This is a genomic window from Sphingomonas zeae, from assembly GCF_014197135.1.
Lineage (GTDB): Bacteria > Pseudomonadota > Alphaproteobacteria > Sphingomonadales > Sphingomonadaceae > Sphingomonas > Sphingomonas zeae.
The window spans coordinates 285,690-311,516 of the sequence record NZ_JACIFA010000004.1 but is presented as its reverse complement, the minus strand read 5'-3'; the positions used below and the strand labels follow the sequence as shown (position 1 = coordinate 311,516).

At 66.7% G+C, this 25,827-nt stretch carries 31 protein-coding genes; 20 read left to right on the top strand and 11 right to left on the bottom strand.

The features are described from left to right. Window positions 1-157: 157 nt before the first annotated feature. From GGR45_RS08560 to GGR45_RS08540, 5 genes are all read left to right on the top strand, one after another. The gene (locus GGR45_RS08560; RefSeq protein ID WP_175311524.1) at window positions 158-349 is read left to right on the top strand and encodes a hypothetical protein; all 192 of its coding nucleotides are present in this window, start codon (window positions 158-160) and stop codon (window positions 347-349) included. A gap of 105 nt (window positions 350-454) precedes the next feature. Further along, window positions 455-1,555: a redox-regulated ATPase YchF gene (gene ychF, locus GGR45_RS08555; protein ID WP_175311525.1), complete on the top strand. Its 1,101-nt coding sequence runs from the start codon at window positions 455-457 to the stop codon at window positions 1,553-1,555. A gap of 78 nt (window positions 1,556-1,633) precedes the next feature. Next, window positions 1,634-2,026: a BLUF domain-containing protein gene (locus tag GGR45_RS08550; protein WP_175311526.1), complete on the top strand. Its 393-nt coding sequence runs from the start codon at window positions 1,634-1,636 to the stop codon at window positions 2,024-2,026. Between the two features lie 80 nt (window positions 2,027-2,106). Beyond that, a complete protein-coding gene (locus GGR45_RS08545) occupies window positions 2,107-3,417 on the top strand; it encodes an alkaline phosphatase family protein (protein WP_285138723.1) in 1,311 nt (436 codons plus the stop codon). 14 nt (window positions 3,418-3,431) lie between these two features. Next, entirely contained in the window at window positions 3,432-3,884 is a 453-nt protein-coding gene (locus tag GGR45_RS08540) for a MaoC family dehydratase (protein WP_175311527.1), read from the top strand. On the opposite strand, the gene GGR45_RS08535 is transcribed toward GGR45_RS08540, so the two are convergent. Next, complete coding sequence (locus GGR45_RS08535; protein WP_246358115.1) at window positions 3,881-4,393, bottom strand: hypothetical protein; 513 nt, start codon at window positions 4,391-4,393, stop codon at window positions 3,881-3,883. The two genes, GGR45_RS08540 and GGR45_RS08535, sit on opposite strands and share 4 nt — an antisense overlap. 302 nt (window positions 4,394-4,695) lie before the next feature. On the opposite strand from GGR45_RS08535, the gene petA reads away from it, so the two are divergent. The 7 genes from petA to GGR45_RS08500 all read left to right on the top strand — a co-directional run bounded on the left by petA (window position 4,696) and on the right by GGR45_RS08500 (window position 10,198). Beyond that, a complete protein-coding gene (gene petA, locus GGR45_RS08530; protein ID WP_175311528.1) occupies window positions 4,696-5,289 on the top strand; it encodes a ubiquinol-cytochrome c reductase iron-sulfur subunit in 594 nt (197 codons plus the stop codon). Window positions 5,290-5,303: 14 nt separating this feature from the next. Beyond that, the gene (locus tag GGR45_RS08525; protein WP_175311529.1) at window positions 5,304-6,587 is read left to right on the top strand and encodes a cytochrome b; all 1,284 of its coding nucleotides are present in this window, start codon (window positions 5,304-5,306) and stop codon (window positions 6,585-6,587) included. 26 nt (window positions 6,588-6,613) lie between these two features. Next, entirely contained in the window at window positions 6,614-7,462 is an 849-nt protein-coding gene (locus tag GGR45_RS08520) for a cytochrome c1 (protein WP_175311530.1), read from the top strand. Window positions 7,463-7,712: 250 nt separating this feature from the next. Then, a complete protein-coding gene (locus GGR45_RS08515) occupies window positions 7,713-8,249 on the top strand; it encodes an adenine phosphoribosyltransferase (RefSeq protein WP_175311531.1) in 537 nt (178 codons plus the stop codon). Then, the gene (locus GGR45_RS08510; RefSeq protein WP_175311532.1) at window positions 8,249-8,704 is read left to right on the top strand and encodes a tRNA (cytidine(34)-2'-O)-methyltransferase; all 456 of its coding nucleotides are present in this window, start codon (window positions 8,249-8,251) and stop codon (window positions 8,702-8,704) included. Before GGR45_RS08515 ends, GGR45_RS08510 begins: the two co-directional genes overlap by 1 nt. 34 nt (window positions 8,705-8,738) lie before the next feature. Further along, a complete protein-coding gene (hemF, locus tag GGR45_RS08505; protein ID WP_175311533.1) occupies window positions 8,739-9,599 on the top strand; it encodes an oxygen-dependent coproporphyrinogen oxidase in 861 nt (286 codons plus the stop codon). A 5-nt stretch (window positions 9,600-9,604) separates the two neighbouring features. Beyond that, window positions 9,605-10,198 (top strand): GNAT family N-acetyltransferase, encoded by a 594-nt coding sequence (locus GGR45_RS08500; RefSeq protein WP_175311534.1) that lies wholly within the window; start codon window positions 9,605-9,607, stop codon window positions 10,196-10,198. Here GGR45_RS08500 and GGR45_RS08495 read toward each other — a convergent pair. Both GGR45_RS08495 and GGR45_RS08490 read right to left on the bottom strand, forming a co-directional pair. Then, the gene (locus GGR45_RS08495; RefSeq protein ID WP_175311535.1) at window positions 10,182-10,928 is read right to left on the bottom strand and encodes a hypothetical protein; all 747 of its coding nucleotides are present in this window, start codon (window positions 10,926-10,928) and stop codon (window positions 10,182-10,184) included. The two genes, GGR45_RS08500 and GGR45_RS08495, sit on opposite strands and share 17 nt — an antisense overlap. After that, window positions 10,928-11,779: a DUF7847 domain-containing protein gene (locus tag GGR45_RS08490; RefSeq protein WP_175311536.1), complete on the bottom strand. Its 852-nt coding sequence runs from the start codon at window positions 11,777-11,779 to the stop codon at window positions 10,928-10,930. The genes GGR45_RS08495 and GGR45_RS08490 overlap by 1 nt, the downstream gene beginning before the upstream one ends. A 153-nt stretch (window positions 11,780-11,932) precedes the next feature. On the opposite strand from GGR45_RS08490, the gene lipB reads away from it, so the two are divergent. From lipB to GGR45_RS08470, 4 genes are all read left to right on the top strand, one after another. Next, window positions 11,933-12,574: a lipoyl(octanoyl) transferase LipB gene (gene lipB, locus GGR45_RS08485; protein WP_217497976.1), complete on the top strand. Its 642-nt coding sequence runs from the start codon at window positions 11,933-11,935 to the stop codon at window positions 12,572-12,574. A gap of 102 nt (window positions 12,575-12,676) precedes the next feature. Next, window positions 12,677-12,946 carry a hypothetical protein gene (locus tag GGR45_RS08480; RefSeq protein WP_175311538.1) on the top strand — a complete coding sequence of 90 codons (270 nt, stop codon included), beginning with the start codon at window positions 12,677-12,679 and terminating at the stop codon, window positions 12,944-12,946. Between the two features lie 247 nt (window positions 12,947-13,193). Continuing rightward, a complete protein-coding gene (locus GGR45_RS08475; protein WP_175311539.1) occupies window positions 13,194-13,901 on the top strand; it encodes a hypothetical protein in 708 nt (235 codons plus the stop codon). A 237-nt stretch (window positions 13,902-14,138) separates the two neighbouring features. Further along, entirely contained in the window at window positions 14,139-16,001 is a 1,863-nt protein-coding gene (locus GGR45_RS08470) for an ABC-F family ATP-binding cassette domain-containing protein (RefSeq protein ID WP_175311540.1), read from the top strand. Window positions 16,002-16,244: 243 nt separating this feature from the next. Here the strand turns inward: GGR45_RS08470 and GGR45_RS08465 are convergent, their stop codons facing one another. Both GGR45_RS08465 and GGR45_RS08460 read right to left on the bottom strand, forming a co-directional pair. Continuing rightward, complete coding sequence (locus GGR45_RS08465) at window positions 16,245-16,523, bottom strand: DUF3297 family protein (RefSeq protein WP_175311541.1); 279 nt, start codon at window positions 16,521-16,523, stop codon at window positions 16,245-16,247. 77 nt (window positions 16,524-16,600) lie between these two features. Next, window positions 16,601-16,981, bottom strand: a complete 381-nt coding sequence (locus tag GGR45_RS08460; RefSeq protein WP_175311542.1) for a hypothetical protein — start codon at window positions 16,979-16,981, stop codon at window positions 16,601-16,603. A 140-nt stretch (window positions 16,982-17,121) separates the two neighbouring features. On the opposite strand from GGR45_RS08460, the gene GGR45_RS08455 reads away from it, so the two are divergent. Further along, window positions 17,122-17,523, top strand: coding sequence for an EVE domain-containing protein (locus tag GGR45_RS08455; RefSeq protein ID WP_175311543.1), 402 nt, complete (start codon window positions 17,122-17,124; stop codon window positions 17,521-17,523). Between the two features lie 3 nt (window positions 17,524-17,526). Here GGR45_RS08455 and GGR45_RS08450 read toward each other — a convergent pair whose 3' ends face one another. From GGR45_RS08450 to GGR45_RS08440, 3 genes are all read right to left on the bottom strand, one after another. Then, window positions 17,527-18,345, bottom strand: a complete 819-nt coding sequence (locus tag GGR45_RS08450; RefSeq protein WP_175311544.1) for a shikimate 5-dehydrogenase — start codon at window positions 18,343-18,345, stop codon at window positions 17,527-17,529. A gap of 100 nt (window positions 18,346-18,445) precedes the next feature. Next, the gene (locus GGR45_RS08445; protein ID WP_175311545.1) at window positions 18,446-19,492 is read right to left on the bottom strand and encodes an NAD(P)H-dependent flavin oxidoreductase; all 1,047 of its coding nucleotides are present in this window, start codon (window positions 19,490-19,492) and stop codon (window positions 18,446-18,448) included. Then, window positions 19,492-20,202 (bottom strand): c-type cytochrome, encoded by a 711-nt coding sequence (locus tag GGR45_RS08440; protein WP_175311546.1) that lies wholly within the window; start codon window positions 20,200-20,202, stop codon window positions 19,492-19,494. The genes GGR45_RS08445 and GGR45_RS08440 overlap by 1 nt, the downstream gene beginning before the upstream one ends. A 117-nt stretch (window positions 20,203-20,319) precedes the next feature. On the opposite strand from GGR45_RS08440, the gene GGR45_RS08435 reads away from it, so the two are divergent. Continuing rightward, window positions 20,320-21,210 (top strand): prephenate dehydratase, encoded by an 891-nt coding sequence (locus tag GGR45_RS08435; RefSeq protein WP_175311547.1) that lies wholly within the window; start codon window positions 20,320-20,322, stop codon window positions 21,208-21,210. Window positions 21,211-21,342: 132 nt separating this feature from the next. Here GGR45_RS08435 and nudC read toward each other — a convergent pair whose 3' ends face one another. Genes nudC through GGR45_RS08420 form a run of 3 tightly spaced genes read right to left on the bottom strand, consistent with a single transcriptional unit; the run spans window position 21,343 to window position 24,565 of the window. Next, window positions 21,343-22,197 (bottom strand): NAD(+) diphosphatase, encoded by an 855-nt coding sequence (gene nudC / locus GGR45_RS08430; protein WP_175311548.1) that lies wholly within the window; start codon window positions 22,195-22,197, stop codon window positions 21,343-21,345. Next, complete coding sequence (locus GGR45_RS08425) at window positions 22,194-23,507, bottom strand: serine hydrolase domain-containing protein (RefSeq protein ID WP_175311783.1); 1,314 nt, start codon at window positions 23,505-23,507, stop codon at window positions 22,194-22,196. Before GGR45_RS08425 ends, nudC begins: the two co-directional genes overlap by 4 nt. A gap of 8 nt (window positions 23,508-23,515) precedes the next feature. Then, a complete protein-coding gene (locus GGR45_RS08420; protein WP_285138725.1) occupies window positions 23,516-24,565 on the bottom strand; it encodes an A/G-specific adenine glycosylase in 1,050 nt (349 codons plus the stop codon). Window positions 24,566-24,591: 26 nt separating this feature from the next. On the opposite strand from GGR45_RS08420, the gene GGR45_RS08415 reads away from it, so the two are divergent. Together GGR45_RS08415 and GGR45_RS08410 are read left to right on the top strand one after the other, a co-directional pair. Continuing rightward, a complete protein-coding gene (locus GGR45_RS08415; RefSeq protein WP_175311549.1) occupies window positions 24,592-25,107 on the top strand; it encodes a DUF721 domain-containing protein in 516 nt (171 codons plus the stop codon). Continuing rightward, the gene (locus tag GGR45_RS08410) at window positions 25,107-25,802 is read left to right on the top strand and encodes a thioredoxin domain-containing protein (RefSeq protein ID WP_175311550.1); all 696 of its coding nucleotides are present in this window, start codon (window positions 25,107-25,109) and stop codon (window positions 25,800-25,802) included. The genes GGR45_RS08415 and GGR45_RS08410 overlap by 1 nt, the downstream gene beginning before the upstream one ends. Window positions 25,803-25,827 lie beyond the last annotated feature (25 nt).

Sequence of the window (25,827 nt, the reverse complement as noted above, 5' to 3'; positions counted from 1 at the left end):
CGCCCAAGGGGCGACGATATGCGCCGCACCCGCGACCAATTGAAAAGTTCCCTCGGCTGGTCGCAGCTGGAGGGCGCTTTGTCTCCGTGATATCGTGCCGTTAACCTGTATTGGGTAAGGCGAAAATCAGTCGCCTCTCATCCCGGACGTTAACCCGATGCTCGAATTCGCTGTCTTTACCTTTGGCATGTTGGCGAGCTTCGTGCTGTCGGGTCTGGGTCGGAACAAGAAGGCACGACGCGCCAATCCGCCGATGCTGCACTATATGGGCCTGGTGCTGATGGGCTTTTCGGGCGCGCTGGGCGTCATGCTGCTTGGCTATGCCGCCGCGCTGGCGGTGGGTGCCTGACACGCGGGCAACCCCTGCTCCTCTCCCCGCACCGCCATCGGTTGAGAAATATCCCCATCGTCGCTAGAGGGGCGCTTTCCCCTTGATCCACAGGATAAGCGACGCATGGGTTTCCGCTGCGGCATCGTCGGCCTGCCGAATGTCGGCAAGTCCACCCTTTTCAACGCGCTGACCGAAACGGCGGCGGCGCAGGCCGCCAATTATCCGTTCTGCACGATCGAGCCGAATGTCGGCAATGTCGCGGTTCCGGATCCGCGCCTGTACCAGCTCGCAGAAGTGGCGGGTTCGGCCAAGATCATCGAGACGCAGCTCGCGTTCGTCGACATCGCAGGGCTGGTGCGTGGTGCGTCCAAGGGCGAGGGCCTCGGTAACCAGTTCTTGGGCAATATCCGTGAGGTGGATGCCATCGTCCACGTCCTGCGCTGCTTCGAGGACGGCGACGTCACCCATGTCGAGGGCAAGGTCGACCCGATTGCCGACGCCGAGACGGTCGAGACCGAGCTGATGCTATCCGACCTGGAAAGCCTGGAAAAGCGCGTTCCTGCCTTCATCAAGAAGGGCCAGCAGGGCGACAAGGAGGCCAAGATTGCCGCCTCGGTCCTTGGCCAGACGCTGGAGCTGCTGCGCGAGGGCAAGCCTGCCCGCCTGACCGTGCCCAAGGATGAAGAAGAAGCCCGCGTGTTTTCGCAGGCCCAGCTGCTGACCGCCAAGCCCGTCCTCTATGTCTGCAATGTCGAGGAATCGAACGCGGCGGCCGGCAATGCCCATTCGCAGCGCGTCTTCGAAAAGGCCGCCGCCGAGGGCGCACAGGCCGTCGTCGTCTCGGCCGCCATCGAGGCCGAGATCGCGACCATGCCGCCCGAGGACCGCGGCGAATTCCTGTCGGAACTGGGTCTGTCGGAAACCGGCCTGGCCCGCGTGATCCGCGCCGGTTACGCGCTGCTCGACCTGCTGACCTTCTTCACCGTCGGCCCGAAGGAAGCGCGCGCCTGGACCGTCCATCGCGGTGCCAAGGCGCCGAACGCAGCGGGTGAGATCCACAGCGATTTCGAGCGGGGTTTCATCCGTGCCGAAACGATCGCCTTTCCCGACTATATCGCGTTCAAGGGCGAAGCCGGCGCACGCGATGCGGGCAAGCTGCGTGCCGAAGGCAAGGAATATGTCGTCCAGGACGGCGACGTGATGCTGTTCCGCTTCAACGTGTGACCCCCCTTGCGCCGGTCGGGTCCGCGACCGGCGCATTTGACACTTTTCAGACGAAGCGGCGCAGGTTAGGCGCCCGACATGATCCATGTTAGTACGTTCCGCCGCGTCATCTACACCAGCCGTGCGGTCGGCGACGACCAACGCGCCGATCATCGTGCAATCCTGGCCAGTTCGCGCCGCAACAACGGCATGGACGGGATCTCCGGCATCTTGTGGATCGGCCAGGCCGAGTATCGCCAGTTGCTCGAAGGCCCGGTGGACAGCGTGCGCGATACGCTTTCGCGCATCATGGGCGACCCCCGCCACACGGATATTCGCATCCTCGACGATCGGATGACCGACGGCCCCGCATTCGGCGAATGGGCGATGGCCGGGCTGCCCGGCGATCAGCCTGAGGACGCCGCCGAACGCCTGCGCCTGCTGCTCCGCAACGCCGATCCCGCTGTCCGTCAGTTCTTTCCGGTCGACTGACGGCTTTTGGGAGCGGATGCACCCCCTCGCCAGTGTCACAATCCAGCGTTATCCGGCCGGTCCGAAAGGATGGTTTTCCCGTGATCCGACTCCCCCTTGCCGCACTCGCGCTCGCCCTGCTTGGGGGCTGCGCCTATCCCTATAGCCCGCCCGCGCTGCCGACGGTGACGAGCGCTGCGCCCGCGACCGCGATGGCCGCGCCCATGGCCCCCCTGCGCGAGGAACGTGCGCCGGTCACGATCCTGGTATCGATCGACGGATTCCGAGCCGACTATCTGAACCGGGGCATCACCCCGAACCTGTCGCGGCTGGCCGCCGACGGGGCAAGCGCCGCGATGCGGCCATCCTTTCCGTCCAAGACCTTCCCCAATCACTGGACACTGGTGACGGGCCTGGTTCCCGATCGTCACGGCATCGTCGCCAACAGCTTTACCGACCCCACCCATCCCGGCGAGCGCTTCACCATGGCGTCGGACCAGCCCTATTGGTGGAACGCGGCCGAGCCGCTCTGGGTAACCGCCGAAAAGGCAGGCATTCCCACCGCCACCATGTTCTGGCCGGGCTCCAACGTGGCCTGGGGTGGCACGCTTCAGGCCGACGCGCATCGCAGCGTCACCGGCGGCACGCGACCGCACGATTGGCAGCAGTTCAATTCCGCCGTGTCCGACCGGCAGCGGGTCGACGCGATCATCGACTGGCTGCGTCGCCCGGCCGCCACACGCCCGCGCTTCCTGACGCTGTACATTGACGAAGTGGATATCGCCGGACATGACGTCGGCCCCGATGCCCCGGGTGTGAATGCCGCGATCGCCAAGGCCGATCAGGCGATCGGGCAGTTGCTGGCCGGACTGGCCGAACTGCGCCAGCCCGCCAATCTGGTGATCGTCGCCGATCATGGCATGGCCGCTACGTCGAGCGACCGGGTGATCGCGCTCGATCAGCTGTCAGACCCGGGCGATTATGAGCTGACTGATGACGGCCCCTTTGCGTCGTTGCGCGCGAAGCCGGGACGCGAGGCCGCCCTGGAAGCGCATCTGCTGGGTCGGCGCGGCCATATGACGTGCTGGCGCAAAAGTGAGATTCCGGCGCGCCTGCGCTACGGCCGCAATCCGCGCATTGCCCCCTATTTCTGTCTGGCCGATGCTGGGTGGATGATCGAGGCGAAGCCGCCCGAAAAGCCCTTTGCCGGGGGGATGCATGGCTATGACAATGCGGATCCGACCATGGCAGCGCTGTTCATCGCCAATGGTCCGGCCTTCCGACCGGGCGTCCGGCTGGCACCCTTTGACAATGTTGACGTTGCACCGTTGCTGCGCGATCTGATCGGCCTGCCGCCGGGTCAGGGGCTGGATGGCAGCGACGCGCCGTTCCGCCGCGCATTCCAACGATAAGGAGACGGACAAGGATGATCTGGCTGGAGGATGTCGCGGTCGGCGACGTGGCGCGCTTCGGCGCCTATAAAGTGGAGCGGGAAGAGGTCATCGCCTTTGCCGAGCGCTATGACCCACAGCCGTTCCACCTGTCCGATGAGGCGGCCGCCGCTACCCATTTCGGGCGGCTATCGGCCAGCGGATGGCATACCGCATCAATGGCGATGGCGATGGTCGTCCAGCATTTCCGCGACACCGGCTTTCAAAGCATCGGGTCGCCGGGCGTCGACGAGCTTCGCTGGACGAAGCCCGTCTTTCCCGGTGACACGCTGCACTGCCAGACCGAAGTGCTGGAGACACGGCGCTCGACCAGTCGCCCGGAAATGGGCTTCGTCATCAGCCGGTGGAGCGTTTTCAATCAGGACGATGTGGCGGTGATGACCATGCGTCCGACCGTCATGATCCGCACGCGCCCCAAAGCCGGTTAACGCGGGCCACGTCCGCCCGGTCGGCCACCGCGCCAGCCGCCGGGACGCGGCGCGGAGGGAGTCGGGCGAACGCCCTGCTGCCCGCGCCACCGGCCGGGATTGCCCCGCCAGCCACCAGGCGCGGGGGCTGCGCCGGGCACCTGCCCGCGCCAGCCGCCCCGGCCCCATCCGCGCCACTGATCGCGGATCGCTCCGCCGCGCCACGCGTCGCGCCGCCCTTCCCAATAGGCACGCTGGCCATCGTTCCAGCGATAGGGGCGCCGATACCGGTCATAGACATAGACGCCGGTGCCCGGATAATAGAAATCGTTGTACCAGCCGAAATAGGACGGCGCGTAACCATAGCCGCCATATCCACCGTAATAACCCGGCGCATAACCGCCGCCATAACCCGCCCCCACCGACACGCCGCTATAGCCATAGCCATCGGTGCACCCACCGAGCGCCAACAACCCGGCCGCGATCGCGGCGGCCCAGCCTGTTCTGGCGCCCATCTTTCCCAGGGTCATCATCCTCTCCATGCCCCTGGTGCAGCCGGAGCGGGTGCGGCAGGGGTCCGTCATCCGCGTCGAGTCAGCGGTCAACCCCGCAGCGCGAACGCTGGTTCCTACGCCCAAGCGCCTGCACCGGTGCTGAACGGTGAGAAGCGCCGATCCCAAAGGGGATTGGCAAACCCGATCAAGCAAGGCTAACCTGACGCACCGTTCATCAGGGACGGGTTGTGAGAGGGCGGCGCATGACCGGGGGCAATCCGGCACGACCGTCAGAGCGTAGCGTGTCGAACGCGAGCGAAGGTGGAGGGACAGGACGAATGGCGATGACGGAGAACACCGTACCCCCCGGCGAGGCGCCGGAGCCATTCCATGAAGAGGTCCATGATCCCCGCCGCCGCGACTTCATCAATATCGCAGCGGTATCCTTTGCCGGGGTCGGCGCGCTGGCGATCGTGCTGCCGCTGATAAACCAGATGAACCCGTCGGCCGATGTGCTTGCCCAGTCCACCACCGAGATCGACCTGTCCAAGATCGCACCGGGCCAAGCAATCAAGGCCAGCTTCCGCAAGCAGCCTTTGTTCGTCCGCAATCTGACGCCCAAGGAGATCGCCGAGGCCGACGCGGTGCCGCTCTCCGAGCTGCGCGATCCCCAGACGCTGGAGCAGCGGACCAAGCCGGGCAAGAAGAACTGGCTCATCACGCTCGGCGTCTGCACGCACCTTGGCTGCGTGCCGCTGGGTGCCGGCGAGGGCGAAAATAAAGGCCCCTATGGCGGCTATTTCTGCCCCTGCCACGGCTCGGCCTATGATACGGCCGCGCGCATCCGCAAGGGTCCGGCGCCGCTGAACCTGCTCGTCCCCGACTATAAATTCGATAGCGACACGACCGTCACGGTCGGCGCGGCCGCTTAAGGGAGACCCGAGACATGAGCTTTCCCTGGGCCAAGCATTACGAACCCAAGCAGCCGGTCATGCGCTGGCTGGACGAGAAGCTGCCGCTGCCGCGCCTCGTCTATAATGCGGTGGGTGCCGGCTATCCGGTGCCGCGCAACCTGAATTATTTCTGGAATTTCGGCGTGCTGGCGGGCGCCGCGCTCGCCATCCAGATCATCACCGGCGTCGTGCTGGCGATGCACTATGCCGCCAATGCGGGCGTCGCCTTCGACTCGGTCGAAAGCATCATGCGTGACGTGAACGCGGGCTGGTTCCTGCGCTATGCCCACGCCAACGGCGCGTCGATGTTCTTCATCGTCGTCTACACCCATATCTTCCGTGGCCTCTATTACGGGTCCTACAAGGCCCCGCGCGAGATGGTGTGGCTGCTCGGCGTGGTGATCTTCCTCCTGATGATGGCGACCGCCTTCATGGGCTATGTGCTCCCCTGGGGGCAGATGAGCTTCTGGGGCGCGCAGGTCATCACCGGTTTCTTCTCGGCGATCCCGCTGGTCGGCGACACGATCCGCATCTGGCTGCTCGGCGGTTTCGCGCCGGACAATGCAGCGCTCAACCGCTTCTTCTCGCTCCACTATCTGCTGCCCTTCGTGATCGCAGGCGTCATCATCCTGCACATCTGGGCGCTGCACATTCCCGGCTCGAACAACCCGACCGGCGTGGACGTGAAGGGCGAACAGGATACCGTGCCCTTCCACCCCTATTACACCGCCAAGGATGCGGTGGGGCTGGGCGTGTTCCTGCTGGTGTTCGCCAGCCTGCTGTTCTTCTTCCCCAACTATCTGGGCCATCCGGACAATTACATCCCGGCCAACCCGCTTTCGACGCCCGCGCATATCGTGCCCGAATGGTATTTCTGGCCCTTCTACGCGATCCTGCGCGCCTTCACCGCCGACTTCATCCTGCCGGCCAAGCTGTGGGGCGTGCTGGCGATGTTCGGGTCGATCCTGCTGCTGTTCTTCCTCCCCTGGCTGGACAGCTCGCCGGTACGGTCGAACAATTTCCGGCCCAAGGCGCGGGTGGCCTTCTGGGTGCTGGTGGTCGACGTGCTGCTGCTCGGCTGGTGCGGGGGCTCGCCCGCGACGCCCTTCTTCATCATCCTCAGCCAGGTGACGGCGGCCTATTACTTCCTCCACTTCCTCGTGATCCTGCCCTGGATCGCGCGGACCGAGCGGCCGGCTCCCCTGCCCAACTCGATCACCGAGGCGGTGCTGGCCAAGCATGGCGGCACGGCTCCCACCAAGTCGGCCCTGGCCTGACGCGAACCGAGAGAGGATAAAAGAACATGGTTCGTGGCATCGCATTCCTGGTCGGGGCGGCCTTCACCCTCGTCCTCGCCATCGCGCTGTGGGGCAGCGTGTCGGGGCTCGTCACCGACCCGCCCGCGCCAACCGCGGAGGAGGAATTCCATCTCCATCCCAAGGAGGCGCATCTGGCGTCGGACGGCATTTTCGGCCGCTTCGACCGCCGCCAGCTCCAGCGCGGTTTCCAGGTCTATAAGGAGGTCTGCGCGGCCTGCCACTCGCTGCGGCTGGTGGCGTTCCGCGACCTGAAGGACCTCGGCTATAACGAGGCCGAGGTGAAGGCGATCGCCAACCAGTGGGCGATCGAGCAGCCGTCGATCAATCCGGAGACGGGCGAAGCGACGACGCGCAAGAACGTCCCATCGGACCGCTTCCCCTCGCCTTTTGCCAACGAGGTCGCGGCGCGCGCGGCGAACAATAACGCGCTGCCGCCCGATCTGTCGCTGATGACCAAGGCGCGGCATGAGGGCACCAATTACGTCTATTCGCTGATCGGCCCGGATGCCTATCGCAACCAGCCCGCCGAGTTGCTGCGCAAATTCCCCGACGCCAAGACGCCGACGGGGCTGCACTACAATCCCTATTTCGCGAATCTCAACATCGCGATGCCGCCGCCCATCACCCAGGACGGGCAGGTGCAATATGCCGACGGCACGCTCGCGAGCCGCGACCAGATGGCCAAGGACGTCGCCGCCTTCCTGACCTGGACCGCCGAGCCCAAGCTGGAATCGCGTCATGCGGCAGGGATCGGGGCGTTCGTCTTCATCCTGATCTTCTGTTTCCTGGCCTGGGGTGCGTATCAGAATGTCTGGCGCGACGTGAAACACTGAGATCGGGCTGGCCCGATGTGAGAGAACTGGGGCGGTTTCCGACAAGGGAGCCGCCCTTTTTCTTGTCCCTCCGTGCGCTCGGCCCACCCCCGTTCAGGCGGAGCGATATCGAAGCCCATGCCCTACCGTCTCCGTTTATTTGGCGGCGGAATGCCCTTGGCCTTCGACTTTTGCCCAGGCTGAAGGGAACGGGGAAGTTCGGGAGCCTTCCCCCTTTACCCCCGCCCCTCTCCGGCCCATGACAATTCGCATGAGCGCCCATGACGATCTGAAAGCCCTGATCCGCACCATCCCGGACTTCCCCAAGCCCGGCATCCAGTTCCGCGACATCACGACCCTGCTGCTCGACCCCAGGGGTTTCGCGCAGACGATCGAGCGGATGGCCGCCGCGACGCGCGGGAAAGTCGATCTGGTCGCAGGGATCGAAGCGCGCGGCTTCCTGTTCGCGGCCGCGCTCGCGGTGCCGCTGAACGCGGGGGTGCTGCTGATCCGCAAGGACGGCAAGCTGCCCGGCGCGACCATCGCCGAGGATTATGCGCTGGAATATGGCCAGGACCGGATCGCCATCCATGAGGATGCGCTGGTTCCCGGCGCCCGCGTCCTGCTGGTCGACGATCTGATCGCCACCGGCGGCACCGCGCGCGCCGCGGTCCGGCTAATCCGCAAGGCGGGCGGGATCGTGAGCCAAGCCCAATTCCTGGTCGACCTGCCCGATCTGGGCGGTGCCGACGCACTGCGCAGGGAGGAGATCGCGGTGGATGCGCTGGTGTCCTTCCCCGGCCACTGATGCGGCTCGCGCTTCATGAGCCCGATATTGCGGGCAATGTCGGCACGCTGATCCGCACCGCGACCTGTTTCGGCGTCGCGGTCGACCTGATCGAGCCGATGGGTTTTCCCTATTCCGACCGCGCACTTGCCCGATCCGCGATGGACTATGCCGCCATGGCCGAGGTCGTGCGGCACGCCGACTGGGATGCCTTTCGCGCCGCAACGCGCGGGCGGATCGTGCTGGCAACGACGCTGGGCGCGATACCGCTGCCCGAGATGGCGTTCCGGCCCGACGACGTGATCCTGCTCGGCTCCGAAGGGGCGGGCGTGCCGGAGGCGGTCCACGACGCGGCAGACATCCGGGTGCGGGTACCGATGCGCGAAGGCGTCCGCTCGCTCAACGTGGCGATCACCGGTGGTATTTTGCTGGCCGAAGCGCGCCGCCAGACCGGCTGGGCCGCAATCACGGCTTGACCCCCCGGCCCGGCCCCGCCCAGAACGCCGCGCCATGAACAGCCGCACCCCCGACATCGCGCTCGACGCCGAGCAGGACGCCGCCCGCCTCTGGTTCGAATCCCTGCGCGACCGGATCTGTGCCGAATTCGAGGCGATCGAGCGTGAGGCGGGTTCGGACGCGGCCTTCCAATACACCGCCTGGGACCGTACCGACCCCAGTGGCGAGCCCGGCGGCGGCGGCGTGCGCGGGGTGATGAAGGGGAGTGTCTTCGAGAAGGTCGGCGTCAACGTCTCGACGGTCGGCGGCACCTTTGAGGGGCCGTTCGCCAAGACGATTCACGGCGCGGGCGACGATCCGCGCTTCGTGGCGACGGGGATCAGCCTGGTCGCGCATATGGCCAATCCGCATGTGCCCGCCGTGCACATGAACACCCGCTTCCTGACCACGACCAAGCGCTGGTTCGGCGGCGGCGCGGACCTCAATCCGCCGCTGCCCATCGAAGAGGACACGGCGGATTTCCATGCCCGGCTGAAGGTGGCCTGCGATGCCCACGACCCGGAGCATTATCCCCGGTTCAAGACGTGGGCTGACGAATATTTCTACATCCCCCACCGCCAGGTGCATCGCGGGGTAGGCGGCATCTTCTACGACCATCTGGAGGGCGACTTCGACGGCTATTTCGCCTTCACCCGCGATGTCGGCGAGGCGTTTCTCGACATCTTCCCGCGTATCGTCCGGCGGCGCATGGGCTTGCCCTTTACCGAGGCGGACCGTGCGGCGATGCTGGCATGGCGTGGGCGCTATGCCGAGTTCAACCTGGTCTATGATCGGGGCACGCTGTTCGGGTTGAAGACCGGCGGCAATATCGATGCGATCCTGATGAGCCTGCCGCCGCTGGCGACCTGGGAATAATCCGGATGGCGCTGATCCCCGTCGATCCCGCCGAGATCGCCACCATCGTCACCACGCTGGAAATGCGCGAACGGCCGCGCCCGCGCCCCATGCCCGCCTCGCCGCTGCAACTGGTCGCCTGGGGCAAACCCGATCCGGCCAAGTACCGCACGCTGTTCGCGCGGGTCGGCGCGCCCTGGCTGTGGTTCTCGCGGCTGGTGATGGACGATGCGACGCTGACCGTGATCATCCATGACCCGGCCGTGTCGGTCTTTGCGGTCGTCGACCGGGCGGGGATCGAGGTCGGGCTGCTCGAACTCGACCATCGCACGGCGGGGGAGTGCGAGATCGGTTATTTCGGGCTGATCCCCGAACTGGCGGGGCACGGCCATGGTCGTTGGCTGATGGCGCAAGCGCTGATGCGCGCCTGGACCGCCAAGGTCGAGCGGGTCTGGCTGCATAGCTGCACGCTCGATCACCCGTCCGCGCTCAACTTTTATCGCAAACAGGGCTTCGTGGCCGTATCGCGCGCGATCGAGACGTTTCTCGATCCCCGCGCGCTTGGCGTGTTGCCCGAGGATGCCGCGCCGCAGATTCCCCGGCTTACGCCGCGCGATTGACCAGGCGGCGATAGGCCGCGACCGCGACCAGCGCCTGGGCCAGCCCCGCCGCCATCGCCACCGCCGCCGCCCCCGCCTGGAGCAGCGCGACGGCGACCGGATTGCCTGCACCGTCGGCCTGCACCACGTCGATCAGCGCGATGAAGGGCTGAGCCGCGATCATCCCGCCCAGCGTGGTGCACGACGCCAGCGCCGCCATGGGCAGCCCCGCCCCGCGCGTCAGCCCGACCGAGCGGGCAAGCGCGGCCATCGCGGGCATACGCCGCTCGGCGAACAGCACCGGCCCGACCAGCAGCAGCCGGCCGGAGACATAAAGCCCCGGCAATATGTACAGCAGCATCCCCGCCCCCACCGGCAATGCGACCAGGATCATCGCCAGCAGGAAGCGCGGCGCCATCCGCATCGCGCGGCCCAGCGCTTCGCCCACCGTCACCGGACCGGTGAGCTGCAGCGCCAATATGGCTGCCGTTCCGATCATGCCGACCGCGTAGCTGGCGAAATACCAGCCGCCATAATGGCCCGCCCAGGCCCCGACCGAATCGACCCAGGCCATGGCGCGCGCCGTCGCTTCGCCGCCGTCGGTCTCCGGCAGCGGCGGTGCAGGGACCAGCAGCCCCAATGCGAAGGCAGGCCAGAACAGGAATGGCGCGGCCAGCCGGATCAGCAGCGAACGGTCGCGGCGGAACAGGCCCCAGGCGTCCCGCAGGGTGGCAACGACATCCAATCCCATCACAGCGACCGCGAACCGACCTCTTCGTGATGCGCCTGGTCGCCCGCCGTGGCGACGTAGAGCCGCGCGATGAAGACATAACCAAGGGTCAGGAACCCCGCGCTGACGATCGAGCCCAGCAGCGCCGCGAGCCGGGCCGCCGTCACGGCGTGATCGGCCCCGAGTGCCAGCCGGAACGCCGCGCCGGTGACGCTCTGCGCCGCCAGCGTCGCGACCAGCATGACGATCCCGAACAGCAGGAAGGTGCCGATGAGCCGCCAGGTCAGCCCACGGGTCAGCGCGATCGATCTGCGGATCGCGCCCAGTCCGCGCCGCTCGTTCAGCACGACCGCGTAGGTCAGCATCAGCCGCGCGACCAGCCATAGCGACCCCGCCAGGATCGCCAGGCCATAAAGGAGCAGGAACAAGGAAGCGCCACCGCTGATCGGCGGCATTTTGGACGGATCGCCATTGGCGGCCACGGCCGCGGCAAAGTCGAAATGAGAAAGCCCGAGTACGACGATCATCACCAGCGCGACCAGCGCGAACCCCATGCCGATCGCCAGCGCGACGCCCAGCACCGGCCCCAACCGGCGGAGGCCCGCGCGTGAGGCGTCAGCACTGGTGGTCGCCGGATGGGTCGCCAGCGCCATGATCGCCAGTTGAGCCCAGATGCCGAGCAGTGCGGACAGGACCGTCAGACCCAGCGCCATCATCCCGATCTGGGGCTGGGTGGGTGTGGGGGGCGCCAGGACGAGCTGCAGCACGCTGGGCAGGACGAAGCCGATCGCGGCAAAGGGGGCGATCATCCCGGCCCTTCCCGCCAGCACCTGCTGCGTGCTGTCCCACACCGTTCCGATCCTGACGGTCATGCTACCTCCCTTGGCGGCCACCCCGTCCGCCTGTCCGCGTCTGCCTAGCCGATTGCCGGATGCAAAGCCATCGGGCGCGGTCGCCCGACTGCGCCGCTTGCATCGGCGTCGCACCGGGCGCAAGGACGGGTGATCGTGACCCATATTCCCGACATGCCCGATATCGAATGGCGGATCAGTCCGGGCCTGACCCCCTATGACCAGTCGCTGGCCGAGATGGAGACGCGCGCCGCCGCCGTCGCGGCGGGCGAGGCGCGTGAGCTCGTCTGGCTGCTCGAACATCCGCCCGTCTATACCGCCGGGACCAGCGCCGATCCGGTCGAACTGGTCGATCCGCGCTTCCCCGTGTTCCAGACCGGGCGCGGCGGCAAATATACCTATCATGGTCCCGGCCAGCGGACGGGCTATCTGATCCTCGACCTCAATAAGCGCGGGCGAGATGTGCGACATTTCGTTCATACGCTGGAGGACTGGCTGATCGCGGCGCTGGGGCAGTTGGGCGTGAACGCCTTCCGTGCCGAGGGCCGCGTCGGCATCTGGACCCGCGACGGGGGCACGGAAGCGAAAGTCGGCGCGATCGGGGTTCGCGTGCGCCGCTGGGTGACGCTGCACGGCTTTGCGGTCAACGTCGCGCCGGATCTTTCGCATTTCGGCGGAATCGTCCCGTGCGGCCTGCCCGAGTTCCCGGTAACCAGTCTTTTTGCGCTAAATGGCGTCAAGTCGTTGGAAACCTTTGACGAGGCGCTAGCGTTCAGCTTTCCGGCGTTCCTCAAGACCCTCGCATCGGACCGATAAAACGAGGCTTGAGGACCGGACGGTATCCGATTAATGTCCACCCCGATTTGGGTAATAGGGCCAGCAAGCCGTTCCAAATCCATAATATCAAGGGAGCTTCCAATGCGTGCAATCATCTCCAAGGTCCTGACGGGCTCGATCATCGCCGGCGCGGCGCTCGCGGTTTCGGCTTGCGGCTCGAAGACCGAGAACACCACCGACGCGAACATGACCACCGAAATGAACGCTTCGGAAGGCATGGACACCGCCACCGACAACATGACCGCCGTCGACGGCACCATGAACGGTGGCATGATGGCCAACGACACCATGTCGAACGACATGATGATGGCCAACGACACGATGACCACCAACGCGACCAACGCGATGTAATCATCGTTGGGGTCATCCCCGACGAGAGGGGCCGTCCGGGCGACCGGGCGGCCCCTTTTTCATGGGCGAGCCCGGACCGTCGCCCGGCCGTGGTCGTCCCCGAAAGGTTCGAATTTCACTTCCCCTCCGAAACGACCGACGCGATTGTTCGGATCGCTGTCGCCGCGTGAATCCGTTTGGGAAAAAAGCTGAAAAGCGTTATGTTTCGGGACGCTCGAAGGCCCTACGGGGGAAGGATCGGAACACAATGAAAGTGGTGCGTACCGCGCTGGTTGCTGGCGTGGCGTTTTGGGGGATGGGTGCCGCGGCGCCCGCATCGGCGCAATTCTTCCTGCAGCCCTATAATTTTCAGGGAAAGCCCGTTCAAGGCGATGAACCCGGCATCGCTCAGCCGCTGCCCGGCGCCACTCCCGCGGAATTGCGCGCGGGCTTGCTGTGGAACATGCGCGCCGCGCTGAATGTCGCCGCGTTGCAATGCCAATTCGAGCCGATGCTCACGACCGTGGCCAACTATAATGCGACACTGAAGGATCACGAAGCCGAACTGAAGGGCGCGTTCGATACGCTCGGGGCCTATTTCAAACGGCAGAACAAGACGGCGAAGGCCGGGCAGGACGCGCTCGACCAATATGGCACGCGCACCTATGCCAGCTTCTCGTCGGTGTCGGGGCAGCTTGGTTTCTGCACCACCGCGGCGTCGATCCTGCATCAGGCGGTCTTCACGCCCCGCGGCCATCTGGGCGAGTTGGCGGTCGACCGGATGCGCGAGCTGCGCAATAGCCTGGTCCCTTACGGCGAGCAGCGTTTCCCGCGCTATATCGGCCGCGAGCATGTCGTCGCGACCATGCCGCGCCTGGATGCCCTGTGCTGGAACAAGCGGGCGGAATGGGTCGTGAAGAAATGCGGGGCGCAGAACTGGCCACCCGCCGGCGCGACCAGCCTGGCCGCGCGCTGATCCCAACCCCTCCCCGGCGGGGAGGCGGCAGCGAGAATGCGCTGACGGAGGGGGGCTTCCCATAGGACACCCCGTGTGGGACGCCCCCTCTACCATCCTTCGGATGTATGCGAGCGAGATGGTACCCCGGTACCATCTTGACGTGCCAGGGGCACGTCAAAGCCCTGACACCCTCTCCGTGCCGGGGAGGATAATGCGCCCCTCCCCTTTCGCGCCGGAATTTGCTAGGCGCGCGCCATGCTTAATCTGAATGGCATCACCGTGCGCCTGGGCGGCCGCACGATCCTCGACGGCGCATCCGCGGCGCTCCCCCCCGGCAGCCGAGTCGGTCTGATCGGTCGCAACGGGGCTGGCAAGTCGACTCTGGTCCGTGTGATCGCGGGCCAGTTGGAGGCCGATGACGGCGCCTGCGAGATGCCCAAGGGCGCGCGCTTGGGCTATATCGCGCAGGAGGCCCCCGACGGCACCGCCACCCCGTTCGAGACGGTGCTCGCGGCCGATATCGAGCGCGCCGAACTGATGGAGCGCAGCGAGACCGAAAGCGACCCGGAAAAGCTGGGCGACATCTATGAGCGGCTGATCGCGATCGACGCCTATACCGCGCCCGCGCGTGCCTCCAGCATCCTGCAGGGCCTGGGCTTTGACGAGGCGATGCAGGCCCGCCCGCTGTCCAGCTATTCGGGCGGCTGGAAGATGCGCGTGGCGCTCGCCGCCCTCCTGTTCTCCGCGCCCGACGTGTTGCTGCTCGACGAACCGTCGAACCACCTCGACCTCGAAGCGGTGATGTGGCTGGAGGATTTCCTCAAATCCTATCGCGCGACGATCCTGCTGGTCAGCCATGAACGTGACTTCCTAAACAATGTCGTCGACCATATCCTGCACCTGCAGGGCGGCAAGGTGACGCTTTATCCCGGCGGCTATGATTCGTTCGAGCGCCAGCGTGCCGAGCGCATGGCACAGCTCGCCGCCGCCAAGGCGAATCAGGATGCGCAGCGCGCCAAGTTGCAGGACTATATCGCCCGCAACTCGGCCCGCGCGTCGACCGCCAAGCAGGCGCAGAGCCGCGCCAAGATGCTGTCCAAGATGCAGCCGATCGCCGAGATGGCGAACGACCCGTCGCTATCCTTCGACTTCCCCGATCCCGATCAGCTGCGCCCGCCGCTCATCACGCTGGACCTGGCGAGCGTGGGCTATGCCGAGACGCCGATCCTGAAGCGGCTGAACCTGCGCATAGACCCGGACGACCGGATCGCGCTGCTGGGTCGCAACGGTAACGGTAAGACGACGCTCGCCCGCCTGCTCGCCGCGCAGCTGACGCCGATGGAAGGCGACATGAACTCGAGCGGCAAGATGCGGGTGGGCTATTTCACCCAGTATCAGGTCGAGGAACTCGACACCGACGATACGCCGCTGGAACATATGACGCGCATCATGCGCGGCGCGACTCCGGCGGCGGTGCGCGCGCAGCTGGGCCGGTTCGGCTTTTCGGGCGACAAGGCGACGACCAAGGTCGGCAAGCTGTCGGGCGGCGAGCGTGCCCGCCTGGCGCTGGCGCTCATCACCCGCGACGCGCCGCACATGCTGATCCTCGACGAGCCGACCAACCACCTCGACGTCGACGCGCGCGAGGCGCTGGTCCAGGCGCTCAACATGTACAAGGGCACGGTCGTGCTGGTCAGCCATGATCGCCACATGCTGGAGATGACGGCGGACCGGCTGGTGCTGGTCGACAATGGCACGGCGAAGGAGTTCGACGGGTCGCTCGACGATTACATCGCCTTCGTTCTGAAGGGCGATGCGGGCCAGGGCGATGCCGCATCCAAGGCGGACCGGGCGGCGAGCAAGAAGGCCTCCGCCGAGCAACGCGAACGCTTCAACGCGATGAAGAAGACGCTGCGCGGCATCGAGGACGAGATGGCCAAGCTGACCCGCGAGCGCGATGCGCTGGACAAGGCGATGAACGATCCCGCAGCGGCCGAACCGCGCCATGCCAAACTGTCGATGGGCGAGTTGAACAAGCGCCGCGCCGAAGTGGTCGACAAGCTGGCCGAGGCGGAAGTGCGCTGGATGGAAGCGGGCGAGGCGATGGAGGCGGCTTGAGCGACCTGAGCGACGTCGGTGCGGGGTGAGGGTATCCCTTGGGCTTCAACTTCCCTCAGCCTGAACGGGGGGTGACGAGTTCACTTGCCCTCATTATACCAGCCCCTGCGAATGCCAGGCCGTACCCCGGCGAAGGCCGGGGTCCAGTTTCTCTAACGCCGGTGGCGCGTCAATCGGCGCGCGGGATACAGTCGCCCGCACATAGTAACTGGACCCCGGCCTTCGCCGGGGTGGTCCAGAATCTTAACCGCGCGCTTCTTCCGAACCTTCTTCGGCGTCATCGGCCGGATTTTCGATCCACGCCTCGACCTCGCCGTTCAGCTTCAGGGTCAGCGGGCGGCCGTGACGGTCGACCTTCTTGCCCAGCGCGACGCGAATCCAGCCTTCGGAAATGCAATATTCCTCGACGTCGCGGCGCTCATTGCCCTTGAAGCGGATGCCGACCCCACGCTGGAGGAGGTCCTGGTCGAAATAGGGGCTGTCCGGGTTGGTGGACAAGCGATCGGGAACGGTATCGGTCATGCCTGCGCCTTAACGCCGACTCGAGGGCGCTGCCAAGCAAAAGCGGCGTCGGGATGGTCCCGACGCCGCCGTCATGCTCAGTTACAGACCCGGACGGGCACGCTACGCCCCCAATAAGGGTCCCACCGCCAGTCGTTCCAGCAGCGCGGCGCATAGCTGCGATATTCATAGACCACCGGCGGCGGGGGCGGCGGCGCATAATAGGGGTCGTAGCCGCGATTATAATAATAGCCGCGATCGACATAGCGCGGCCGGTTGCTGCTCGCGATCGCAGCCCCGACGCCCAGGCCGACGATGCCGCCCAGCAGCGCGCCCGCGACGGCGTCGCCGCCGCGATCGCGGTGGTAATAGCCGCCCCAGCCCCGGCCCCAACGCTGCGCCTCGGCTGGAGCCGCCGCCGTGAGCGCGGTAGCCCCCAAGGCCAGGCCCAACCCCAGCTTCTTCAACACTCCGTTCATACCGAACCTCCGATACTGATACGCCCGGTCCGCTGATGGCAAAACGCGCCCATGGCGTCCGTGTTGCCTTCCCTGCCATGATAGGGCTGAATGGATACGGAATGTAGCGTTTAGTTGCGGTTCAGGAGGAGCGCGCGGCCATGGCCTATTGGCTGTTGAAGTCGGAAGCGGACAGCAATGGCTGGGCCGATCTGGTCCGCGACGGGCGGACCGAATGGGACGGCGTTCGCAACGCAGCCGCCGCCGGGCATCTGCGTGGCATGAAGCCGGGCGATTCGGCGATCTTCTATCACAGCGGCAAGGACAAGGCGGCGGTGGGGATCGCGACCATCACCCGCGCCGCGAAAGCCGATGGCGATGACGGGCGCTGGGTCTCGGTCGAGATCGCGCCCGACCGGCCATTGCCCTGCTCCGTCACGCTGACAGCGATGAAGGCAGAGGCCAAGCTCGCTGACCTGCCGATGCTGCGCCAGTCCCGCCTGTCGGTGTCGCCGGTCGGCGAAGCCGAGTGGACCGTTCTGATGACGATGGCGGGGCTTTGACCGTCACCCCAGGCAATAGGCATAGTCCGCCGCCTCCCGCACCTGCTCGGGCGTCGGGCGGACGCCGGTGTAGAGGACGAATTGTTCGAGCGCCTGGATGGTTGCGACCTGGGTGCCGGTAATCACCCGCTTGCCCATGTCTCGCGCGACGGTCAGGAAGCGCGTTTCCGGGGGATATTGCACCACGTCGAAGGCGATTTCCGCCCGCGCGATCATCGCCTCGGGGAAAGCGAGCTGCTGCTCATTTCCCCCGGTCATGCCGATCGGCGTGACGTTGATGAGCAACGGCGCGCCCTCGCCCAGTTCCGAAGCCCAGCCGAATCCGTAAAGCTCCGCCAGTGCACGTCCAAGCGCCTCGTTACGCGCGACGATGCGACCGTTCGTGAAGCCAGAATCGCGCAAGGCCGCCGCTACCGCCTTCGCCATCCCGCCCGATCCGCGCAGGACAAAGGGCGTGTTGCGGTCGATATCAGCAATCAGTTCGACGACCGCGGCATAATCGGTGTTGTAACCGGTCAGCCGCCCGTCATCGTTGACGATGGTATTGACGCTGTCGATCGCCGCTGCCGATCCGGCCAGCCCGTCGAGCAACGGAATGACCGCCTCCTTGAACGGCATGGAGATGGCACAGCCGCGAATGTTCAGCGCCCGTATGCCGCCCACCGCCGCCGCCAGATCGGTCGTGCTGAACGACTTGTAGACATAGTCGAGTCCAGTCAGCTCATAGAGCCGGTTGTGGAAGCGCGACCCGAAATTGCCGGGCCTGGCCGACAGCGACATGCACAGCCGCGTATCGCGACCGATGGGGGGCTTGGTGATCATGTCACAGGTCTAGCGGAGTGGTGGTTCGGGTGCATCCCCCCTGGTTTCCTTGGCCTTCGGCTTCGCTCAGGCTGAGTGAAGTCGAAGCCCCCGCCCCCACCTACCCCCGCATCTCGCCCGCAATCGTCCGAACCAGCGCTGCAGCAGGCATGGCGCGGGCCAGCGGCGCCCCCTGCCCCGCCCATTGCGCCCCGTAACCGTCTTCGCCCCGCGCCTTGGCAACGGCATTCAGCGCCTTCCCCGCGTCATAGGCAATCGGATAATCGGGCACTGCCGCCGTCAAGGTCTCGTCCAGCGCGGTGAAACGATTGGCCAGGCACCGCGCCGGCCGCCCCGAAATCGCGCGGGTCATCACCGTATGCGCGGCTCCTTCCCCCATCAGCGCCGCGCGGTAGGAAGCGTCCGCCGCGCTTTCGGGACAGGCGATGAAGGCCGTCCCCAGCTGCGCCGCGACCACACCCAGCGCTAGAACCGCCGACACGCCCGCACCGTCCATGATCCCGCCGGCCGCGATTACCGGCAGCCGCGTCCGCATCACCAGCAACCGGGCCAGCGCCAGCGTGCCCAGCCGATCGTCCGCTGCATCGGGATCGAAGACACCACGATGGCCGCCCGCCTCATATCCTTGCGCGACCAGCACATCGATCCCGGCACGCTCGGCCGCCTGCGCCTCGGCTAGCGAGGTCACGCTGGCCAGCAACCGGCATCCCGCCTGTTTCAACGCGGCGATGCGGGGACCATCTGGCAGGTCGAAGTGAAAGCTGACCACCGCCGGTTTCGCTTCGACCAGCAGCGCCAGCATTGCATCGTCCTGCGCAAAGCTGGGGTAGATTGCGCGCAACGCGGCTGGCGGCTTGGCGTCGAACCGGGCGAAGGCGGGGCGAAGCGCGTCGCACCACGCCGCCTCGCGCGCCGGATCGGGCATGGGCGGGGCATGGACGAAGAGGTTGACGTTGAACGGCCGATCGGTCCGCTCGCGCGTCTCGGCGAGCATCCGCGCCGCAGCCGCCGTATCGCTCGCCCCGATCGCGATCGCGCCCAGCCCGCCGCCCGCATTCACCGCCGCTGCCATGGCGGGCGTCGACACTCCCGCCATGGGCGCTTGCAGGATCGGCAGGTCAAGGCTCAAATCGCCCGGAACCCCCATTAACGGGGCGCCTTGGCTCCCTCCACGGCGGCCTGGGGATCGACCGAGGGCGCGCCCTTGGCGGGCGTACCGGTATTGGCGATCGATCCAGTGTCGCCGCGCACATCCTCCTCGACCTTGTTGACCGCCGCATCCGCGCCATTGGCCGGGGCGTCACCCGCCGCTGGTTCGGCCTTGGCCGCCGGAGCGGCCGGGAGCGGCAGGTTCGATCCCTGCTGGTTGAGGTACAGGATGACGTTCGCACGGTCCTGCGGGTTGGAAAGCCCGGCAAAGGTCATCTTGGTGCCGGGTGCGAATTTGCGCGGAGAGGTCAGCCACGCATTCATCTTGTCCCAGTCCCATTTGCCGCCGACCGCCTTCAGCGCGTCGGAGAAGGCGAAGCCCGCTTTCCCTTGCGCGATCGCCTCGCCCATCGTGGCATAGAGATTGGGGCCGATGCCGTTCGCGCCACCCTGGTTGATGGTGTGGCACGCGGCGCATTTCTTAAACACTTCCGCGCCCTTGGCCGCGTCGGCGGTCGGCAGCAGCGAGGCGATCGGCACTTCGGCGGCACCACCGCCCGCGCCCTCTGCCTCTACGCCCTCAATCGCATAGCCCATTTTTTCGGGGCGTTCTTCGTGGAAGATCATGCCGCCGACGATCGAAAGGCCTAATGCGGTGCCTGCCGCACCCAGCACCCATCCCGCGATCGTATTGGTCTTTAGGTCCATCGCGTTTCGCTGCCCCGCCAATATCTCTCCTGAACGCGAACCTTAGGTGCGGCTTTCGCGAACGGCAAGTTCTGCTTCCCTTGATCGTGTGACGCGCGCGCTTTACGCCGCTGACCCATGGACAATTACGCCGCCCCCGCCCGTCCGATCGTCGAGGCGATGACCGCCGCCGCCTTGGCTGAACCGGCCCGTGCCGTCGCCTTTCAGGGCGCGCCCGGCGCCAACAGCCATGTCGCGGCGACCGAGGTGTTTCCGGACGGCCTGCCCCTGCCCTGTTTCGATTTCGCCGACGCGCTGGAGGCGGTGAAGACCGGCAAGGCCGACCGCGCGATCATTCCGATCGAAAATTCGCTGCACGGGCGCGTCGCCGACATCCATTTCCTGCTCCCCGAATCCGGGCTCGTCATCACCGGCGAGCATTTCCTGTCGATCCGCCACGCGCTGATGGCCACCGGCGGGCGCGACGGGCTGGTCGAGGCGATGAGTCATCCGCAGGCGCTGGGCCAGTGTCGCCACTGGCTGCGCGCGCACGGCATTCGCCCGATCGCCTATGCCGACACCGCGGGCGCTGCAGCGCGGGTCGCGGAGATGAACGATCCGCGCGTCGCCGCGCTCGCCCCGCCGCGTGCCGCCGAGCTGTACGGCCTGAACCTGCTGGCCGAGGATATTTCGGACGGCGAGCGTAACATGACCCGCTTCGTCGTGTTGGCGCGGGGTGGCCAGCCGCCGGTGGGCGACGGCCCCTGGATGACCAGCCTGATCTTCGAAGTGAAGAATATTCCCGCCGCACTCTACAAGGCGATGGGCGGATTCGCGACCAACGGCGTCAACATGACCAAGCTGGAAAGTTATCAGCGCGGCAGCAGCTTCGCGGCGACGGAGTTTTATTGCGACGTGGTCGGACGCCCCGGCGAAGCGGCCTTCGACCGCGCGATCGAGGAACTCGGCTTCCACAGCAAATGGGTGCGGGTGCTGGGCACCTATGCCCAGGCGCGACAGCGGGGGTAATCTATTCCTCCCTTCGCAGGGAAGGGGAACCGCCAGGAATCGATGGTGGCGGGGGGCTTCCACGTAGGACGTCCATGAAGGCACGCCCCGCCGTCAGGCCTTCGGCCTGCCACCTCCCCGTACCGGGGAGGATTATTCGGCCCACGCCTCCAGCAATGTATGCGCAATGGCATAGGACGGCGGCACGCCGAATCGCGACGCATTCCCCGCCAGCGCCGCGCGCACCTCGTCGCGCGACACCCACATCGCGTCTTCCAGCTCGGTTCTGTCGATGGTCAGCCGGTCGTCGATCGCCGTGGCGACGCATGCGATCATCAGCGAGGACGGAAACGGCCAGGGCTGGCTGGCGATATAGCGCACGTCACGCACGCGGATGCCCGCTTCCTCGAACAACTCGCGTGCCACCGCTTCCTCGATCGATTCGCCGGGCTCCAGAAATCCCGCCAGCGCCGAGTAACGCCCCGGCGGAAAGGCAGGCTGGCGGCCCAGCAGCGCGCGGCCGTCATGTTCGGCGATCATGATGACGACCGGGTCGACGCGGGGGAAATGCTCGGTGCCGCACGCCGGGCAGCGCCGTGCCCAGCCCGCACGGAACGGCTCGGTCGCATGGCCGCACTTCGCGCAAAAGCCGTGCCGCGCATGCCAGTCGATCACCGACCGCGCCGCCGCATAGGTCGCCGCCTCCCCCGCCTCCAGGGCATGGAGTGCGGCGATCATCTCGAACGACCGGCCCATCGCGGGTTCCGGGACCAGCCGTGCGAAATACGGCGTCGCATCCTCGATGCCCAGCAGCACATGGTCTTCCGGAGACGCCGCCGGATCGATCGCGGTCCAGCCCAGCCGCCCGTCCTGCATGAGGGGCTGATAGGCGTCGAGGATCAGCAGCCTCGCCGCCGGATCGGCCAGCGCCGCCGCAAACGCCGCAGGATCATGTCGCAGCTGGTCGGCGCGGTCGAGCCGCCCGCCGGTAAAGCCGAGTTCCTTCACTTCGCGCTATGCCCAAGGTCTTGATGGAGCGTCGCCGCCAGATCGCGGCGTAGCGGATAGCGGTCGGCGGGGAAGTAATTGACCATGACGACCCCGCGCATTTGCCGGGCCGGATCGACATAGGCGATCGTGCCCGCCGCCCCGCCCCACCCATAGGTGCCCTTGCCCGGACCGCCCGGCGTATCGGCCAGCGTCACCGATCCCCCCGCGCCGAAGCCGGTCGGCACCTCGCCTGCGCTGCCTCCGGTCGCCCCCGAGACGGAGCCATAGGTGACACCGGCGGGCAGCAGGTTGGACATGGCGAGCCTGACGGTCTCCGGCTTCATCACGCGCACGCCGTCCACCTGGCCGCCATTTTGCAGCATCTGGAGGAAGCGGTCATAATCGCGCGCCGACATCACCAGCCCCGCGCCGCCATAGGGAAAGCTGGGCCGCTGGCGAAAGACCGAATTCGCCGCCGGGTCGATCGGCACCATCCGGTCGCCCAGGAACGTGTAATTGCTGACCAACCGGTTCGCGGCCGAGGCGGGCACCTGCCAATAGCTGGAATTCATCTTCAGCGGCGTGAACAGCCGCGTCTGGACGAACCGCTCGAACGGCATCCCCGCGACCTTTTCCACCACCGCCGCCATCACGTCGAGGCCGATCGAATAGCTCCACTTCGTCCCCGGCTCGGCGATCAGCGGCAGCGCAGCGACGCGCTCGGCGAATTGCTGGAGGCTGACGGGGCGGGTTGGCCGAACCTTGGCCTCGACCTGCGCATTGGCGGCGAAGGGCACGATCCCCAGCCGCTCATATTCCTTCAGCAGCGGCCCCTTGGTCGTGATGCTGTACCCCAACCCGGCCGTATGGGTCAGCAAGTTGCGAATGGTGATCGGACGCGTCGCGGGCCGCGTCTGCAACGAAGCATCGGGGTTGGTCAGCACCCGCATCTGCTGGTACGCCGGATAGATGTCGGACACCGGCTGATCGAGTTTCAGCTTGCCGTCCTCGATCAGGATCATCGCGGCCATGGCGGTGATCGGCTTGGTCATCGAATAGACCCGCCACAGCGTATCGGGGCCGACGGCTGGCGCGTCCGGCTCCAATCCGGTGCGCCCCGCCGAGACGAAGACCGCCGGCTGGCCCGGCGTGCCAATCGCAGCGACAATTCCCGGCATCTTGCCGGTACGGACATAGCTGTCGAACAGCGCCTGGGTCGCGGGTAGCCCGGCGACGCTGGCGTGAGCGCGGGGTTGCGCGATCTGTGCCGGGGCAGCGGCACTCAACAGCGCCAGCATCGCCCCGCCCGTCATCATCACTCGACGCATCATCGGCATCAGGCCCTTTTAAAATGATCGGCTGCCCGCGCGAACAAGGTGGGCAGCCCTGCGGTTCCCAGATCCGCGATGGGCCACCATTCGCCCACCGCCGAATCATCGAGCCCGCCCTCGGATCTGGCAAGCGCCAATTCCAGTTCGAAATGCGTGAAGCCGTGAACGACCGTTTCGTTCAGCATCGTCCACGGCCCCCTGCCCGGCGCGCCGGCCAGGCCCGGCCGATCATCCGCCCATGGTCCGGTCGGCAGCGCGCGCATACCGCCCAGCATCCCCTTGTCCGGGCGACGGACCAGCCAGACCCGCCCCTCGCGCTCGATCCAGAATACGGTGCCGTGGCGATAGGGCCGCTTCTTTTTCGGTGCCTTGGCCGGAAGCGTCTCGGCGATCCCCTCTGCTCGTGCCCGACAGTCGAGTGCGAGCGGGCAGAGCAGGCATTGCGGCTTCCTCACGGTACAGATCGACGAGCCCAGATCCATCATCGCCTGCGCGAAATCCCCCGATCGCGCGTTCGGGGTGATGCGGTCGGTCGCCTCACGGATGGCGGGCCGGGCTGAGGGGAGCGGCACCTGAATCGCAAACAGCCGGGCGACGACACGCTCGACATTGGCATCGACGACCACCGCGCGCTCGCCGAACGCGATCGCCGCGACCGCCGCCGCCGTATAGGCTCCCAGCCCCGGCAAGGCGCGAAGCCCCGCCTCGGTCGACGGGAAATGCCCGCCATGCTCGGCGACCACCGCCCGCGCCGCCTTCACCAGATTGCGCGCGCGGGCATAATAGCCCAGCCCCGCCCAGGCGGCCATGATGTCCTCGTCCGAGGCGGCGGCCAGACTGGCTACATCGGGCCAGCGCGCCACCCAGGCGGTGAAGCGCGGGGTCACCGCCGCCACCGTCGTCTGTTGCAGCATCACCTCGGACAGCCAGACTCGGTACGGATCGGCCACCTCCCCCGGCTTGGAGCGCCAGGGCAGGTCGCGTGCGTGCCGGTCATACCAGGCGAGCAGCCGGGCGGCAGGATTGTCGGGCGATGATGAATGCTTGGCGTCCACCGGCCCGCTATGGCATGGAGCCCGATATGAGCAAGCGCGTCCGCGCCCCCCAGGAGCCGCCCCCCCGATCGAATCGCCCTCGCGCGGTATCCGAACTGCTGCCCGCGATCGGCGGCGCGGCCTTTCGCCGTTTCGGCTTTGTGCAGAGCGCCATCGTCAGCCGCTGGCCGGATATCGTCGGCCCGCGCCTTTCGACCGCCAGCGCGCCCGAATCGATCCGCTTTCCGCAGGGCGAGAAGCAGAATGGCGTGCTGACGCTGGTCGTGCGCGGGGCGCACGCGCCGATGATGCAGCATATCGCGCCCGAGATCATCGAGCGGGTAAATCGCTTTTTCGGCTATCCGGCGGTCGCGCGGTTGCAGATCCGCCAGGGCGAATTGCCGATGGCCGCGCCCAAGCGGGCCGCACCGCCCAAGCCCCAGCCGGTGCCGCCCGAAATGGGCGACGGTCTGCGCCAGATCGCCGATCCGGAGCTTCGCGCCGTCCTCGAATCGCTTGCCGCGGGCGTCGCAGCGACGCGCGGCCTTCCCAAGGTGTCGTGATGCGTCTTTTCCTGTCGCTGGCCGCGATCGGCCTCGCCCTGTCCGCCGGTTCGGCCCAAGCCGCCCAAGCTCAGCGCAAAGCCGCCAATTGGGCGACCCATATCAGCCAGACGCCCACCGGTGCCTATGTCATCGGCAATCCGGCGGCGCGGGTGAAGCTGGTCGAATATGTCAGCTATACCTGCCCGCACTGCGCCGATTTCACCACCCAGTCGGCGGCGGTTCTGAAGGGGCAGATGGTGCGATCGGGCTCGACCAGTATCGAGATTCGCCATTTCATCCGCGACCGGCTGGACCTGGCCGCCGCGCTGATCGCCCGTTGCGGCGGAGCGGCGCGGTTCGCCAGCCTGCACGATACGATCTTCGCGCAGCAGCGCGACTGGCTGACGCGCGGGATGGAGTTCGATCAGGCCAATGCCCAGCGGATCAGCGCCTATCCGCCCGCCGCCCAGATGCGGGCCGAGGCCGATGGCGCAGGCCTGACCGCGATCGGCAAGAGCGCCGGGCTGACCGATGCACAGATCACCGCTTGTCTTTCGGACCGTGCCGCCACCGACCGGGTGGTCGCGATGACCACCGCGGCCCCCGATACGATCGAGGGGACGCCCGGCTTCTTCATCAACGGCAAGCAGGCGATGGGCGTGTTCACCTGGGACAAGCTGCAGCCGCTGTTGCGCGCAGGCGGCGCCCGCTAAATTCTTCTTTTTTCTTCGGAGCATA